This window comes from Actinomadura sp. NPDC000929 (assembly GCF_040492065.1).
GTDB lineage: Bacteria > Actinomycetota > Actinomycetes > Streptosporangiales > Streptosporangiaceae > Spirillospora > Spirillospora verrucosospora.
This window is the reverse complement of the sequence record NZ_JBEUPA010000182.1, coordinates 1-14,751: the sequence shown is the minus strand read 5'-3', so window position 1 is coordinate 14,751 and position 14,751 is coordinate 1. Positions and strand designations below refer to the sequence as shown.

16 protein-coding genes are annotated in these 14,751 nt (G+C 74.7%); 5 read left to right on the top strand and 11 right to left on the bottom strand.

Annotated elements, in window-relative coordinates; translation table 11 throughout:
* The 3 genes from ABWI04_RS37575 to sigE all read right to left on the bottom strand — a co-directional run.
* On the bottom strand, nt 1–690 hold a 690-nt coding region (locus ABWI04_RS37575; RefSeq protein WP_353835351.1), incomplete at its 3' end, for a sigma-E factor regulatory protein RseB domain-containing protein.
* Nucleotides 687–1,334 (bottom strand): anti-sigma factor family protein, encoded by a 648-nt coding sequence (locus ABWI04_RS37570; protein WP_353835350.1) that lies wholly within the window; start codon nt 1,332–1,334, stop codon nt 687–689. The genes ABWI04_RS37570 and ABWI04_RS37575, both read right to left, overlap by 4 nt.
* A gap of 62 nt (nt 1,335–1,396) precedes the next feature.
* Complete coding sequence (gene sigE, locus ABWI04_RS37565) at nt 1,397–2,119, bottom strand: RNA polymerase sigma factor SigE (RefSeq protein WP_345180033.1); 723 nt, start codon at nt 2,117–2,119, stop codon at nt 1,397–1,399.
* Nucleotides 2,120–2,288: 169 nt separating this feature from the next.
* Between sigE and ABWI04_RS37560 the strand changes: the two genes are divergently transcribed.
* The gene (locus tag ABWI04_RS37560; protein WP_345180031.1) at nt 2,289–2,948 is read left to right on the top strand and encodes an O-methyltransferase; all 660 of its coding nucleotides are present in this window, start codon (nt 2,289–2,291) and stop codon (nt 2,946–2,948) included.
* On the top strand, nt 2,941–3,561 hold the full coding sequence (locus tag ABWI04_RS37555; protein WP_345180030.1) for a hypothetical protein: 621 nt from the start codon (nt 2,941–2,943) through the stop codon (nt 3,559–3,561). The genes ABWI04_RS37560 and ABWI04_RS37555 overlap by 8 nt, the downstream gene beginning before the upstream one ends.
* 24 nt (nt 3,562–3,585) lie before the next feature.
* On the opposite strand, the gene ABWI04_RS37550 is transcribed toward ABWI04_RS37555, so the two are convergent.
* Together ABWI04_RS37550 and ABWI04_RS37545 are read right to left on the bottom strand one after the other, a co-directional pair.
* The gene (locus ABWI04_RS37550) at nt 3,586–5,055 is read right to left on the bottom strand and encodes a leucyl aminopeptidase (RefSeq protein ID WP_353835349.1); all 1,470 of its coding nucleotides are present in this window, start codon (nt 5,053–5,055) and stop codon (nt 3,586–3,588) included.
* Nucleotides 5,056–5,180: 125 nt separating this feature from the next.
* Nucleotides 5,181–5,348 carry a DUF3117 domain-containing protein gene (locus ABWI04_RS37545; RefSeq protein ID WP_083980698.1) on the bottom strand — a complete coding sequence of 56 codons (168 nt, stop codon included), beginning with the start codon at nt 5,346–5,348 and terminating at the stop codon, nt 5,181–5,183.
* Between the two features lie 316 nt (nt 5,349–5,664).
* Here ABWI04_RS37545 and ABWI04_RS37540 point away from each other — a divergent pair, with 316 nt between their 5' ends.
* The 3 genes from ABWI04_RS37540 to ABWI04_RS37530 all read left to right on the top strand — a co-directional run bounded on the left by ABWI04_RS37540 (nt 5,665) and on the right by ABWI04_RS37530 (nt 9,893).
* Complete coding sequence (locus ABWI04_RS37540; protein ID WP_345180027.1) at nt 5,665–6,450, top strand: enoyl-CoA hydratase-related protein; 786 nt, start codon at nt 5,665–5,667, stop codon at nt 6,448–6,450.
* A gap of 102 nt (nt 6,451–6,552) precedes the next feature.
* Entirely contained in the window at nt 6,553–7,317 is a 765-nt protein-coding gene (locus ABWI04_RS37535; RefSeq protein ID WP_353835348.1) for an ABC transporter ATP-binding protein, read from the top strand.
* A 5-nt stretch (nt 7,318–7,322) separates the two neighbouring features.
* Nucleotides 7,323–9,893, top strand: coding sequence for an FtsX-like permease family protein (locus ABWI04_RS37530; protein WP_353835347.1), 2,571 nt, complete (start codon nt 7,323–7,325; stop codon nt 9,891–9,893).
* 131 nt (nt 9,894–10,024) lie between these two features.
* Here the strand turns inward: ABWI04_RS37530 and ABWI04_RS37525 are convergent, their stop codons facing one another.
* The 6 genes from ABWI04_RS37525 to ABWI04_RS37500 all read right to left on the bottom strand — a co-directional run.
* Nucleotides 10,025–10,603, bottom strand: coding sequence for a DNA-3-methyladenine glycosylase I (locus ABWI04_RS37525; RefSeq protein ID WP_353835346.1), 579 nt, complete (start codon nt 10,601–10,603; stop codon nt 10,025–10,027).
* 14 nt (nt 10,604–10,617) lie between these two features.
* Nucleotides 10,618–11,046: an SRPBCC family protein gene (locus ABWI04_RS37520; RefSeq protein ID WP_345180021.1), complete on the bottom strand. Its 429-nt coding sequence runs from the start codon at nt 11,044–11,046 to the stop codon at nt 10,618–10,620.
* Nucleotides 11,043–11,462: a hypothetical protein gene (locus tag ABWI04_RS37515; protein WP_353835345.1), complete on the bottom strand. Its 420-nt coding sequence runs from the start codon at nt 11,460–11,462 to the stop codon at nt 11,043–11,045. The genes ABWI04_RS37520 and ABWI04_RS37515 overlap by 4 nt, the downstream gene beginning before the upstream one ends.
* 198 nt (nt 11,463–11,660) lie before the next feature.
* A complete protein-coding gene (locus ABWI04_RS37510; RefSeq protein ID WP_353835344.1) occupies nt 11,661–12,977 on the bottom strand; it encodes an alkaline phosphatase PhoX in 1,317 nt (438 codons plus the stop codon).
* A 147-nt stretch (nt 12,978–13,124) separates the two neighbouring features.
* Nucleotides 13,125–14,015: a Cgl0159 family (beta/alpha)8-fold protein gene (locus ABWI04_RS37505; protein ID WP_502913211.1), complete on the bottom strand. Its 891-nt coding sequence runs from the start codon at nt 14,013–14,015 to the stop codon at nt 13,125–13,127.
* Nucleotides 14,016–14,165: 150 nt separating this feature from the next.
* The coding region (locus ABWI04_RS37500) for an inositol monophosphatase family protein (RefSeq protein WP_353835343.1) at nt 14,166–14,751 on the bottom strand (586 nt) is incomplete at its 5' end.

The window sequence follows — 14,751 nt, the reverse complement described above, 5'->3', positions numbered from 1 at the left end:
GCCCCATGCGCCCGCGGTGCGGGCGCCGGCGGACTCCGCGGGGCCGCCCGCGGCGGCCCCCGGGAAGCGGGAGGGCCCGCCGAGGGGGCGGCCGAGCGGGGAGGGCTCGACGGGCGACGGGGTGAAGCTGATCTCGGTGAAGCCGGTGGAGATCACGGGACGGCCGGTGGCGTCGATCAGCTCGCGGTGCAGCATCAGACCGGTGTCCCGGTCGATCCAGAAGCGCCCGGCGGGGCTGCCGTCGGCGCGGCGCGCCTCGACGACGCGGGCGGGACGGCCGCAGGCCGACCCGTCCGCGGCGCGCACCACCGCGTAGTTGCGGGTCAGCAGCGCGAGCGTCGCGGGCGTGAAGCCGGTGGTGTCCCCGGCGGAGGACTCCGGCCGGTACCCCTCGCCGCTCGGCCCGGACCGGTACCGGATGCCCGCGCCCGGCGTGTGCGACACGACGACGCGGGAGGTGGCGGCCCGGCCGCCGCCGCGGGTGGTGAGGAACCGCCGGCCCTCGTAGGGGACGCGGCGGGCGGCGTCGGCGGCGGCGCGCAGCAGCGCGAGGGCGCTCGGGTCGGTGCGGGCGCGGCGGACGGAGGCGGGGTCGCCGGCGAGCGCCCCGGCCAGCGCGAGGGCGCCGGCGAGCCCGCCGGCCAGGACGGCGCCGCGCCGGCGCCGGCCCGGCGGAGCCGCCCGCCTCACGGGCTCGGGGAGACCTGGATCTGGTTGACCGGGTCGGTGAGCGGATCGGTCATCGGCGCGTCGCCGGACGTGAGCGCGTGCTCGACCGCGAACCGGTCGAAGGCGGGCGTCACGGCGGGGCTGTCCTGGCGGCCGCCCGCCACGTAGGAGGCGGTGCCGAGGCCGAGGAACAGGGTGGCGGCGCCGACCACGAGGTAGCGGCGCCGGGGCTGGACGCGGATCGCGGCGGCGTGCCCGGCCGGGCGGTTGTCGCGCGGGCGGGCGGCGTGCGGCGGCCTGGCGGGACGGGCCGATGATCGAAGCGGCCGGGAGGGGTGCCGGGGGTGCGGGCCCGGGTGCGGCACGGGAGACTTCGGCGACAGGCCGGGAACGGGTGCCTCAGGAGCCGCGGGACCGCCGGGAAGACCGGACATTTCCGGCAGGGTGCGGAGCCGGCTCAGGAAGTCGGGGGACGGCAGGTCGTCGGTGCCGTCGGTCGCCGGCAGCTCCGAAAGGCCCCGCAGCCTCCCCTTGAGCCTGCGCAGCTGGTCGGCCTCCTCCCGGCAGCGGGCGCATCCCGCGAGATGGGCGTGGGCGCGCTCGCGCTCCTCGTCCCCCAGCTCACCGTCGACCAGCGCGGTCAGACGCTCCCCCAGACAACTCACGCCGCCTCCGTCGATTCCGTTCGGTCAGGCGCGCGGTCCCGCCCCGCGCGCGGTGCACAGCTTTACACGCCCTCCGGCAGCGGCCGGACGCCGCCCGCCGCGTGCACTCCCCCGGGCTCGCCCTCGAAGGCCGCGTCGGCGGCCTGGTAGTCGTTCCTGGTCCCGGGCCGGCGCCGGGTGGGCGCGCGGTGCTCCAGCGCCGAACGCAGCTGCGCCCGCCCCCGGTGGATGCGGCTGCGCACGGTGCCGAGCTTGACGCCGAGGGTCGCGGAGATCTCCTCGTAGGACAGGCCCTCGATGTCGCACAGCACGACGGCGGCGCGGTAGTCGGGAGCCAGCGCGTCGAGCGCGGCCTGGACGTCGGCGTCGAAGTTGCTGTCGTCGAACGCCTGCGCCGGGGTCGGCTCGCGGCCCTGGAGGCGTTCCGCGGCGTCGTCGGCGAGACCCTCGAAGCGGATGCGCTGGCGGCGCCGGGCCATGTCGAGGAACAGGTTCGTGGTGATCCGGTGCAGCCAGCCCTCGAACGTGCCCGGCGTGTAGTTCGACAGCGAGCGGAACACGCGGACGAAGACCTCCTGCGTGAGGTCCTCGGCGTCGTGCTGGTTGCCGGTCAGGCGGTAGGCCAGCCGGTAGACGCGGGCGGAGTGCTCACGGACGACCTCGTCCCAGGACGGCGGCGCCCATTCTGCCTCGGGTGCGTTCTCTCGGGTGCGAGCGGCGTTTCCCAGACCCTGCCTGGCGCCGACCCCCACAGCGCTTCTGAAACTGAGTGCTGCGACTCCCATGGTGCCGGGCTGTTCCTCTCTCGTGAGCCAAGGTCTCGCCTTGGAACGGCACGGTCTCGCCTGGGCTGGGGCGGTTCTGATACCGACTCGGTGCTTGCCTGTGTTGGTAACAACGCACTGAAACGCCAGTTGGTTCCCCTGCAACGATATGGTCTTTCCAGCATGAGCCATGCGGGGGTCCCACGAGGAGGCAGCCATCGACGCCATTGAGGCCACCCGGGCCTATGTGGAGGATTTCCTCCCCGAGGACGAGCCGCTCCTGAACGCCAGGCGGCGCGGCCAGGAGGTCGGCGCGACGCCGATCGGCCCGGCCGGGGGCGCCGCGCTGCGCTTCGTCGCCACGCTGATCGGCGCGCGGACGGTGGTGGAGGTCGGTTCGGGCTGCGGCGTGTCCGGCGTCTACCTGATGCGCGGCATGCCGAAGGACGCGGTGCTGACCAGCGTCGACATCGAGCCCGAGCACCAGCGCCTGGCCAAGCAGGCCTACCGGGAGGCGGGCCTGTCCGGCTTCCGCACCCGGATGATCATCGGCCCGGCGCTGGAGGTGCTGCCGCGGCTCACCGACGGCGCCTACGACATGGTGTTCTGCGACGCGGCGAAGCGCGAGTACCCCGAGTACCTGGTGGACGCGCTCCGGCTGCTGCGGCCGGGCGGCGTCGTCGCGTTCGACAACGCGCTCTGGCACGACCGGGTCGCCGACCCCGACCGGCGCGACCCCGACACCGAGGCCATCCGCGAGGTGCACCGCATGATCCGCGAGGACGACCGGCTCGTCCCGCTGCTGATGCCGGTGGGCGACGGCCTGCTCTGCGCCGTCAGGCGTGACTGAGGACGTCGAGCGCGACCGGGCCGCCGGGGAGGCGTTCGCGGTCCGGGTGCGGATCACCTGGCGCGGGATGTGGCGGGTCGCCGCGTTCGTGATCCTCTTCCTGGCGTCGGCGGCCTTCGTCGCGGGCGGCGCGATGCGCGGCGCGGCCGTCGGCGGCGTCGCGGTCATGGTGCTGGGGGTGGCGGGGCTCGGCCTGTTCGGGGCGGGCCTGCTGGTGTCGGCCGGGGCGATGCTGTCGCGGCGGCCCGTCCTGGAGCTCGACGGCGGCGGGGTGCGGCGTCCCGCCCGCTGGCCGCTGCCGCGCCGGTCCGGGCGGACGCTGCCCTGGGACGACGTCGCGGCGATCGCGGCGCTGCGGCGCGGCGTCGGCGGCACCCGCCGCGGCGAGCAGGACTACCTGGTCTTCCTGCCGACCCCGGAGCTGGCGGAGATGGCGCGCACGTCCGAGCGGGCGCCGCTGGTGGCGCTGACGATGCGGGACGTGCCCGCCACGGCGGCGGCCGTCCCGTGGTGCTTCGCGGTCGAGCCGGGCTGGGACGCGACGCTTCCGGAGATCGTCAAGCAGGCCAGGCGGCGCCGCCGCGTCCCGGTGATCGACCGCCGGAGCAGGTGACCGGCGCCGGACCGCGAGGCCCGGTCAGGCCGTGAGCCAGTCCAGCAGGAGGCGGGCGCCGTAGCCGGTGGCGCCGCGGGTGATCTCGGCGTCCTCGGAGGTGGAGCGGCCGGGCCCGGCGATGTCGAGGTGCGCCCAGGGCCGCTCGCCCGCGAACTCGCGCAGGAACAGCGCCGCCGTGATCGAGCCTCCGCCGTAGCCGCCGCGCCCGATGTTGTTGACGTCGGCGACGTCGGAGTCGATCGCGGTGCGGTACTCCTCCACCAGCGGGAGCCGCCACACGGGCTCTCCGGCGGCCGCCCCGGCCCGGGTGAGCTCCTCGGCGAGGGCGTCGTCGCTCGCGAACAGGGCCGCGTGCTTCAGACCGAGCGCGACCTTGGCCGCGCCGGTCAGCGTCGCGACGTCCACCACCGCGTCGGGGTCGAGCCGGGCGTCGGCGTAGGCGAGCGCGTCGGCGAGGACGAGCCGTCCCTCGGCGTCGGTGTTCAGCACCTCCGACGTCGTCCCGCCGTAGTGGGTGATCACGTCGCCGGGGCGCATCGCCGACCCGGACGGCATGTTCTCCGCCGCGGCGACCAGACCGGTGACGCGGGCGCGGACGCCGAGGGCCCGGAGCGCGCTCATCACGGCGATGACGGCGGCGCCGCCCGCCATGTCGGTCTTCATCGTCTTCATGCCCTCGTTCGGCTTCAGCGACAGGCCGCCGCTGTCGAACGTGATGCCCTTGCCGACGAGGACGACGTGGCGCGGGGAGGACCCGCCGGCGTCTCCCGGGTCGTAGGCGAGCTCGATCAGCCGGGGCGGGCGGGCCGAGCCGCCGCCGACGGCCAGCAGGCCGCCGAACCCCTCGTCCGCGAGCTCCTTCTCGCCCCGCACGCGGACGGTCAGGCCGGACTCGCCGGCGACGCGCTCCGCCTGGGCGGCGAGCCACGACGGGTCCTTCTCGCCGGACGGGGTGTTGGCGAGGTCGCGGGCGAGGGCGGTGGCCCGCGCCCGCGCGGTGCCGAGCTCGATCGCGGGGGCGTCGGACCCGGGGCCGGCCTCGGTCAGCACCGCGAGGGTGCCGAGCGCCTTCTTCGGCGGGGCGGCGCCGATCCTGAACTCGTAGGAGGCGAGCAGCGCGCCCTCGACGAAGGCGGCGAGGTCGCCGTCCGGGACGCCCGCGACGAGCGCCGTGCGCCCCCTGCCGCGGCGGGCCAGCGCGGCTCCGGCCCTGCGCAGGTCGGCCGGGGCGGCCTCGCCCACGCCGTAGAGGAGCAGTTCCCGTATCCGGTCGCCGACGCGGACCTGCGTGGCGACGATCTCACCGGGCTCGCCCTTGGCCTGGTGCAGCGCGAGCAGCTCGTCGAGCGTGAAGGGGAGGGAGGCCGCCACCTCCGCCGCCGGGGCGGCGGGGCCGGACCGGACGGGCACCGCCACCACCTCGGCCCCGAGGTCGACCGCGGTCTGCGACACGGTGCCGCCGGCGCCGTGGATGCGGGTCTCGATGGGCATGGCGGTGGTCCCCCTGGTCGAGCTGGATCGTCGCGCTGGATCGTCGCGCTGGATGGTCACGGAAATGGCAAGGGCCCCGGCGCCGACGCCGGGACCGTCACCAGAAGGCCGGGAACGCCGGGCCGTCAGCCCACGACGTCCTTGAGGGCCTCGCCGAGCTCCTTGGCCTCGTCGGCGGAGAGCTCGACCACGAGGCGGCCGCCGCCTTCGAGGGGGACCCGCATGACGATTCCGCGTCCCTCCTTGGTCACTTCGAGCGGACCGTCTCCCGTCCGCGGCTTCATCGCCGCCATGCGTGCATCCCCTTCCTAAGTAGGGCCGCGGCCTCGCACACCTCTGGCCGCGTGGCCGCGTGTCGCATCCGCGTCATCAGTAGTGGTCCATTATCTCGTCTTCCGGGCGCGAAGTGGTAACGATCAGCCTCCAGATCGGCAGCCGGGGCACGCGGACGCAGGTCGCGGACCGCTCCGGGCCTCCGGATCGGCGGGGGCCGCAGGGCCGCTCCGCCCGCCCGCGGACCGCCGCACCGGGCGGGACCGCCCTTGCCCAGGGCGCCGGTGTTCGTCGAAGGTGGCCTGGGAAGATCTACCGAGGACCGAGAGGACGACGATGTCTGAGACCGTGCTCTACGACGTGACCGGCGCAGTGGGGACAATCACACTCAACCGCCCCGACGGGATGAACTCGCTGACCGTCGAGATGAAGGAGGCCCTGCGCGCGGCGGTGGTGCGGGCCGCCGCCGACCCGGCCGTCCGCGCGGTCGTCCTGACGGGCGCGGGGCGGGCGTTCTGCGCGGGCCAGGACCTGCGCGAGCACGGCGACAACCTCGCCGCGGGCCGGGGGCTGGACGACACCGTCCGCAAGCACTACAACCCGATCGTGCTGGCGATCGCGGGCATGCGCAAGCCGGTCGTGGCGGCGGTGAACGGCGTGGCGGCGGGCGCGGGAGCGTCGCTGGCGTTCGCTTGCGACCTGGTCGTCGCGTCCGACAGGGCCCGGTTCGCGACCGCGTTCACCGGGATCGGCCTCGCTCCCGACAGTGGCATGTCGTGGACGCTCCAGCGCCTCGTGGGCCGCGCCAAGGCCACCGAACTGCTGCTGCTGGGCGAGCCGGTGAAGGCCCAGGAGGCCCTGGAGCTGGGGCTGGTGACGCGGGTCGTCCCGGCCGACGAGCTGGCCCCGGCCTCGGTGGAGCTGGCGCGCCGCCTGGCGTCCGGTCCCACGGTCGCCTACGGCGCGGTCAAGGCGGCGCTCGACCACGCGGCGACCCACGACCTGGCGTCCGCGCTCGAACGCGAGGCGGAGCTCCAGGACGAGTGCGAGAGGACGAGCGACCACCACAACGCGACCGAGGCGTTCCTGAAGAAGCAGCAGCCCGTCTTCGAAGGCCGCTAGGTCCTCGGGCTCTCCCGGGGGCGGGGGTGGGGGCTTCCCCCGTAAGAAGTGGGGAGGCCGCGTCAATGTGGGCCGGGGGCGCCCGGCGGTTTGCTGGACGGCATGACGCAGACAGCCGCCGCATCCCTCGCCGGACAGGTCCACGACCATGTCGCCGTCGCCCGCGACGTCGTCAGGACCTACGGGGCGGGCGAGAACGAGGTGACCGCGCTCCGCGGCGTCTCGGCGGCCTTCCCCCGGGGCCGGTTCACCGCGATCATGGGGCCGTCCGGCTCGGGCAAGTCGACGTTCCTGCACTGCCTGGCCGGGCTCGACACCGTGACCTCCGGCTCGATCATGATCGGGGACGTGGACATCACCCGGCTGTCGCGGACCCGGCTGACCAGGCTGCGCCGCGACCGGCTCGGGTTCGTGTTCCAGTCGTTCAACCTGCTGCCGATGCTGACGGCGGAGGAGAACATCCGGCTGACCGGGCGCCTGGGGAACAGGCGCGCCGACCGGGAGTGGTTCGACACGATCGTGGACGCGCTCGGACTGCGGGAGCGGCTGACGCACCGGCCGAGCGAACTGTCGGGCGGGCAGCAGCAGCGCGTCGCGGTCGCGCGGGCGCTGCTGACCCGGCCCGAGGTGCTGTTCGCCGACGAGCCCACCGGCAACCTCGACTCCCGGTCGGGGGCGGAGGTGCTGGGCTTCCTGCGCCGCGCGGTGGACGCCTACCGGCAGACGGTGATCATGGTGACGCACGATCCGGCGGCCGCCGCGCACGCCGACCGGGTGCTGTTCCTGGCCGACGGGATGATCGTGCACGAGCTTCCCGCGCCGACGGTCGACGGCGTCCACGCCGTGATGCGCCGGATGGAGGGCTGACGGTCATGTGGCTGATCGCGCGCCGCTCCTTCGCCGAAAGCTGGACGCGGCTGGCCGCCACGCTGCTGGCGGCGGTGTTCTCCATCGGGCTGATCGCGGGCTCCCTGCAGTTCACGATGCGGGCGCAGGAGGCGGTGTCGGGCAGCGACGCCAGCGAGTACTCCCGCGCGGACGTGCTCGTCCAGGGCGGCTCGGCCGACCCCGACGACCCCTACTCGCCCCCGGACGGCCGGGTCGCGCTCGCCGCCGTGGCGGGACGTCCCGGCGTGGCGGCGGTCGCGGGCGACGCGACCGTCCCGGTGACCGCGAGCGGCGCGGACGGCGAGCCGATCCTGCCGCCCGCGGGGGCGGGGACGTCGCTGCGGCCGTGGACCTCCGACGGCCGCCTCAACCCCTACCGCCTGGAGTCGGGCCGCGCGCCCGCCGCCGACGGCGAGGTCGCCGTCACCCGGCACATCGCCCGCGCGGGCGGGCTCGGCGTCGGCGGCACCCTGAAGGTGCTGCTGCCGAAGCAGAGCCGGGACATGAGGATCGTCGGCGTCGTCACCGTCCAGGGGCACAGCTCCGTCGCGAGCGGCGACCTGGTGCTGGCGCCCCCCGCCACCGTCGCGCAGGCGGCGGGCCTTCCGGCGGGGACGTGGCAGAGCGTCTGGGTCAAGGCGTCGGGCGGGCCGGCGTCGGGACTCCGCGCCGCCCTCGCCCGCGACCTCGGCAAGGACGTCACCGTCCGCACGGCGGCGCAGGTCCGGCGCGCCCAGTCGGCCGACCTGGAGGGCGCCGGCGCGTCGATCGGCGGCGCCATCGGCATGCTCTCGTCCGTCGCGGTGTTCGTGGGGCTGTTCGTCGTCGCCAACACGTTCGGCACGCTCGTCCGGCAGCGAACCAAGCGGCTCGCGCTGCTCAGCGCGATCGGCGCGACGCCCCGGCAGATCAGGCGGCTGATCCGGTTCGAGGCCCTCGCCCTCGGCGCCGTCGCCTCCGTCGGCGGCGTGGCGCTCGGCTACCCGGTGTCGGCCCTGCTCACGCACCTGTTCGCCCAGGACGGCTTCGACATCTCCGCCGCCGACGCGCAGTACGGCTGGATCGCGCTCGCGGTCCCCGCCGCGGCGGGGATCCTCGTCACGCAGCTCGCGGCCCGGCGCGCCGCGCGCCGCGCCGCGAAGATCTCCCCGATGCAGGCGCTGCGCGCCGCGAGCACCGAGACGGCGGGCCGCCGCTGGCCGCGCCTCCTCGGCGCGCTGGCGGTGTTCGCCTGCGCCTGGATCTTCTTCGGGGGCGTCTTCGGCATCCGCTACGAGGAGCCGCCCGGCCCCGAACGCACCGCCGGCACCAGCGTGATGACCCTCATGGGCTGCATGACGACCGTGGCGGCGCTCGCCGTCCTGGCCCCGTTCTTCGTCGGCCCCCTCGGCGGCCTCGTCGGCCGCGTCGGGACGGCCGTGAGCGGCGAGGCCGGGCGGCTCGCCCGCGCCACCATCACCCGCAGCCCGCGCCGCGTGTCGTCGGCGGCGTCCTCCCTCATGCTCGGCGTCGCGCTCGTCGCCTCGACGGCGCTGATCGTCCTGTCGGTGGGCGCGCGGTTCGACGAGGCCGGCCGGGAGGTGATGCGGGCCGACCACGCGATCACCGCGACCGGGATGACCTCGAACGGGCAGGCGCCCCTCCCCCGCGACGCCGCCCGGAAGGCCGCCGCCGTGCCCGGCGTGTCCGCCGCCGCGGCGCTCACGGCGTCGGAGGTCAAGCTCGTCTCTCCCCCGCCGCGGAGGCCGTCGCCCGAGGAGGCCCCGGAGCCCGTCTACCTCGCCGTCACGGGCGCCGACCAGAACGTCCTGCCGGCGGTGCTGAGGCTCGGCGGGCGCCTCCCGCGCCTCGGGGACGGCCAGATCGCCCTCACGTCCACGATCATGAAGGGCCAGAAGATCAAGAAGGGGCAGCGGATCGTGGTGCGCGGCGCCCGCGGCAGGGTCGCGCTCACCGTCGCCGCCACCTACCACGACCCGTCCCACCTATTCGCCGACCAGGCGCTGGTCTCGGAAGCCACGATGGACCGGCTCGACCCCACCGCGGCCGCGCAGGTCGTGCTCGTCAGCGGCGGCGCCGAGCGGGACCTGTCCCGCGCGTTCGCGGACGCGCCGGGCCTCAAGGTGGTCGACCGGGCCGGCTACGTGAAGGCGGCGTCCGACGCGATGACCAAGGGCATGAGCGTCATCTACGGGTTCATCGGCATGGCGCTCGTCCTCGCCCTGTTCGGGATGGCGACCACGGTGTCGATGAGCGTCGGCGAGCGGACCCGCGAGTTCGGCCTGCTCGGCGCCGTCGGCGCGACGGCGGCGCAGATCCGCTCGATCGTCCGCTGGGAGGCCGCGACGGTCGTCCTGCTCGGCAGCCTCCTCGGCCTCGGCACGGCGCTCGGCACGGCGACCCTGCTGCACCTCGCCACGGGCAGCTCGTTCCTCACCCCGAACGCCCCCTGGTGGCTCTACGCCGCAGTGATCACCGGCGCCGCCGCCGTCACCTTCGCCGTCTCGGCCCTCCCGGCGAGAAGAGCAGTGGCCATCGCATCACCAATCCGCTGATCGGCCTTGATCGAACGCGCGCCCCTCAGCCGGCGACCACCCCAAGGTGCGCGATCGCGCAGCGAGCCGCCAGGCGAGGCGGAGCGATGCTAGCGATCGCAGCGTCCTCGCGGTCGGAGGGCCCCCGGGCCCTACGACCGCGAGGACGCAGAGAACGCACAACCGGTGAGGTGGTCGTCGACCAGGCCGCAGGCCTGCATGAGGGCGTAGGCGGTGGTGGGGCCGACGAAGCGGAAGCCGTGCTTCTTCAGCTCCTTGGCGAGGGCCTTCGACGCGTCGGTGTAGGCGGGAACCTCGGACATGTCGGTATAGGACGGGGAGTCGGGGTCGGCGTAACGCCAGGCGGTGGCGGCGAGGCCGCCGGGGAGGTCGAGGGCCGCGCGGGCGTTGGCGATCGTGGCCTCGATCTTGGCGCGGTTGCGGACGATGGAGGCGTCGGCCATCAGGCGCTCGACGTCGTCCGGCCCGAACGCGGCGACCTTCTCGGGGTCGAAGCCGTGGAACGCGGCGCGGAAGCCCTCGCGCTTGCGCAGGATCGTCAGCCACGACAGGCCCGACTGGAACGCCTCCAGGCACAGCCGCTCGTAGAGGCCCTGGTCGTCGCGGACCGGACGGCCCCATTCGTCGTCGTGGTAGGCGACGTAATCGGGCGCCGACAGCCCCCAGGGGCAGCGCGCCAGCCCGTCCTCGCCCATAATCGCGGTGCTCACGCGCCCGTTCTACCTCATGGCTGCGACAGAACGGCGAGGCGGCGCAGCCCGAGCCTCATGAACGCTTTCACGACCGGCCCCGCGACCAGCCAGGCGGCGCGGCCGAGGGGGCCCAGCGGCAGGTCGACGCGCTCGGCCCAGATGACGCGGCTGCCCGAGCCCTCCGGGACGACCTTGAAGAACGCCTCGCCGCGCACCACGCGGCCGGTGTGCCGGACCGCGACGCGGCGGCCGGCCCGCCAGTCGGTGATCACCATGGTGTCGAGGAAGCCGACCGGGCCGACGCCGGTCCACGCCCGCAGCTCGTCGCCGACCTGGTCGCCGCCCTCCGCGCGGGTGAACGGCATCCACTCGGCGTGCCGCGGCCAGTCGGTGAGGACGTCGAAGAGCCGCTCGGGCGGGGCCGCCGAGACCGCCTCCGCGTGGACCGCGACCGCGCTCACCGGCTCTCCTCCGCGTCCGCCTCGAAGGACTCCTTGCCGAGCGCCACCCGGGCGCCGGGCTCCTCGATGCCGTGCAGGGCCCCGACCGGGCCGGCCGGTTCGTCGTCGCCGGCGCGCTCGCGGACGTCGTCGAGCTGCCGCTCCAGGTCCGCCACGCGGACGTCGCGCTCGTGCAGGGCCTCGGTGAGGCGGTGGAACGCGTCCTCGGTCACGTGCGGCTGGTACCCCCACAGAGTCCGGGGGAACCGGAGGTGGGAGCCTTCCCAGCCGATGACGGGCCGCCCCTCGGCGTCGACGCTGACCGGCGGATAGTCGGGATGGGCCTCGGCCAGCCCGCCGCCCCGGCCCATGGCGAGGACGACGACGGCGCCCAGCACGGCCACGCCGGCCAGGACGAGAACCACGACCACGATCACGCTCCGATCTGACGGGACCCCATCGGGAAGACGATCCCCCGTCCCCGATCGTGCCACGATCGGGGACATGGGGATGCAAGAGCGCGGGGTCCTTCCACCGGGTGCGCAGGTTTCCGGCGGGTCGCGGACGCGGCACGGCGCCCCCGGCGAGCCGTGTCGAGCGGCTCGCCCCGTCCGGGGACGCCGTGCCGGTGGCCCTCAGCCGCGCAGGCGGTGCCAGGGCCCGGTGATCGCGAAGGTGGCTCCCGGGTCGGACTGGCGGTTGGCGAACAGGATCCGCCCGTCCGGGGAGAACGTCACGCCGGTGAACTCGCTGTCGTTGAGGGCGTTGCGGGCCATCGCGAACGGCTCGTTCCGGCGGGTGGTGCCGACGAGGTACTGCTCGCCGTCGCCGTCCTCGGCGAGGATCACTCCGCCGCCGTACGGGGACACGGTGATGTTGTCGGGGCCGTCGAAGCGCCCGCCCGGCTTGAAGACGAGCTGCAGCTCGATCTCGTTCCGGTGCGGGTCGTAGGTCCAGACCTGCCCGGCGTGGTCGGCGGCGCCGCCGTCGGACTTCCGGGAGTAGCTGCACACGAAGTAGGCCTTGCCGTGGCCCCACCAGGCGCCTTCGAGCTTCTGGCTCCGCGTGATCGTGTCGAACTGCTTGCGGACGGACGTCTGCTTCGCCGACGGGTCGGGCACCTCCACCCATCCGGCGCGCAGGCGCGTCCCGGGCTCCTGGACGGCCGACAGGTCCGGGACGCCGGGGACGTTCAGCGCCTCCAGCCTCCCGCCCGACATGTAGGCGTGGTAGCCGCCGCGGTGGGCGCGGGGCCGGAACCGGTAGAACAGGCCGAACGGCTTGGAGGCGTCCTCGGTCAGGTACGCGGTGAGCGTGTGCGGGTCGACGGCGACCGCCTCGTGCGCGAACCGGCCGAGCCCGGTGAGCGGGACGGGCTCGGTCCTGCGGCCGGTCGGGTCGACCTCGAACACCCACCCGTGGCTCTTGGTCTGGCCCGTGAAGCCCTCGGTCTCCTCGCAGGTCAGCCACGTCCCCCACGGGGTCCGCCCGCCCGCGCAGTTGGTGGACGTCCCGGCGAGGCTGACGTACTGCGACAGCAGGTCGCCCTGGCTGTCGACCTCCAGCGTGGTGGTGCCGCCGTTGGCGGCCGGGTCGTAGGTCAGCTCGGGACGGCCCACGGCGCGGGTGCCGTTGTTGCTCTGCTCGTGGTTGCGCACCAGCCGGGTGCGGCCGTGGCGGCTGCCGGAGAACGTGGCCATCCCGTCGTGGTGCCCGGGGACGACGACGCCCTCGGAGATGGGTTCGCCTTCCACCGACAGCGTCTTGTAGGAGAAGCCCTTGGGCAGGTCCAGGACGCCCTTGGGGTCGGGGACCAGCGGGCCGTAGCCGTACGCCTCCCCGGTATCGGCGCCTGCGGACGTCTGGAAGATTCCGTCCAGGCTTCCGGCGAGGGCGATGGACAGCGCGCCGGCCGCGCCGCCCTTGACGACTCCGCGACGGGTCACGGACATGGGCACTCCTTCACGTAAGGGGATCACGCGGGAGCCTGGTCGCCGTCCCTGAACCGGGTATGAACGATCACTGGCCGGGAGGAGAAACCCCAGGACAACGTTGGTCCGCACTGACCGGGAGTGCCCGCGGGCTTGCGGAGCGCCGCCTCAGAGGAGGTCCACCGCGGCGTCGACGGCCCCGGCGACGTCGCCGTCCGGCGGATACAGCAGGGACCGGCCCACCACCAGACCCCGCACGGTCGGCAGCCGCAGCGCCCGCCGCCACCCCTCACGCGCGGCGCCCTGGTCGGCGGCCACCTCCCCGCCCAGCAGCAGGGCCGGCAGCGTCGACGCCGCCATCACCCGCTCCATCTCCGCCACCACCGGCACCTTCAACCACGTGTACGCCGACGTCTCCCCCAACCCCGACGCGATCGAGACCGCACGCGTCATCGCCTCCGGCGACAGATCGTTGCGCACCCGCCGCTGCACCCGCCGCGAGACGAACGGCTCCACCATCGCCATCAACCCCCGCCCCGCGAGCTCGGACACCGCACCCGCACACGCCTCCAACGTGCGCACCGTCGCCGGATCGGCGTCATCCACCCGCAACAGCATCTTCCCGCCGTCCAACCCCGACGCCGCGATCGCACCCGCCCCGTACGCGGTGAAACGATCATCGATCTCGAACGACGCCCCCGCTAGCCCGCCCCGGTTCATCGAACCGACCACGACCTTGCCGTCCAGCACGCCCAGCAACAGCAGATCCTCGATCACATCCGGCGTCCCCAGCACCCCGTCCACACCCGGACGCTCCAACGCCGTGCACAACCGATCCAGCAACTCCCCCCGATCGGCCATCGCCAGCGGATCACCCCCCGCCGCCAGCGCACCCCGAGCCGGATGATCAGCCGCCACCAACATCAACCGACCCGAACCACCCAGCAGCGACGCACGCCTCACCCGCCCGCGAGCCGCCTCCGCCACCGCACCCGGACGCACCGCCCGCACCTCCGGCAGCCCCGCGATCCGCTCCGCCCGGGACCCGGCCGGAGTCACCGGGTCCCCCGTCCCACCAGCGCATCGATCATCGTTCACCGTTCCTGTCCGCGAGCGCGCGGCGCCGGGTCGCGCCGCCGGCGCCGCCGAGTCTGGTCAAGATCACGAAGGGCTGTCAAACCACCACGGGGCGCGCTCGCGGGCGGATCCTCAGGCCCCCGCGCCCTTGTAGTCCGCGACCTCGGCGATGACGGACCCGGCGAGGTCGAAGCCGGCCACGCACGCCAGGTAGCCGGGGGCCTCCCAGTCGTCGCCGCCGGGCTCGCCGCCGAGCGGCACGTACGTTCCGCCCGCCTGCCTGACCAGCAGAAGTCCGGCGGCGATGTCCCACGCGTTGATGGACGAGTCGTAGGCGGCGTCCGTCCATCCGGCGGCGACGTGGGCGAGGGTGAGGGCGGCGCTGCCCGGGCGGCGGACGGTGGCGAACGCGTCGACCATCCGGCCGTAGCGCCGCAGCGCCTCCTCGCGCCCGAGGCTCAGGTCGTAGGCGCTCGGGTAGGACGTGGCGACGACGGCGGTGTCGTCGCGGGTCGCGCCGCGGCTGCGGATCGGTTCGCCGTTGCAGGTGGCGCCGTCGAGCGTGGCGGTGAACATGTCGTCGCGCACCGGGTCGTAGACGACGCCGGCCACCAGCTCGCCGCCCAGGGCCGCGCCGATGGACACGCAGAAGAACGGCAGGCCGACGGCGAAGTTGGCCGTTCCGTCGATGGGGTCGACGAACCAGCGCAGGTCGCCG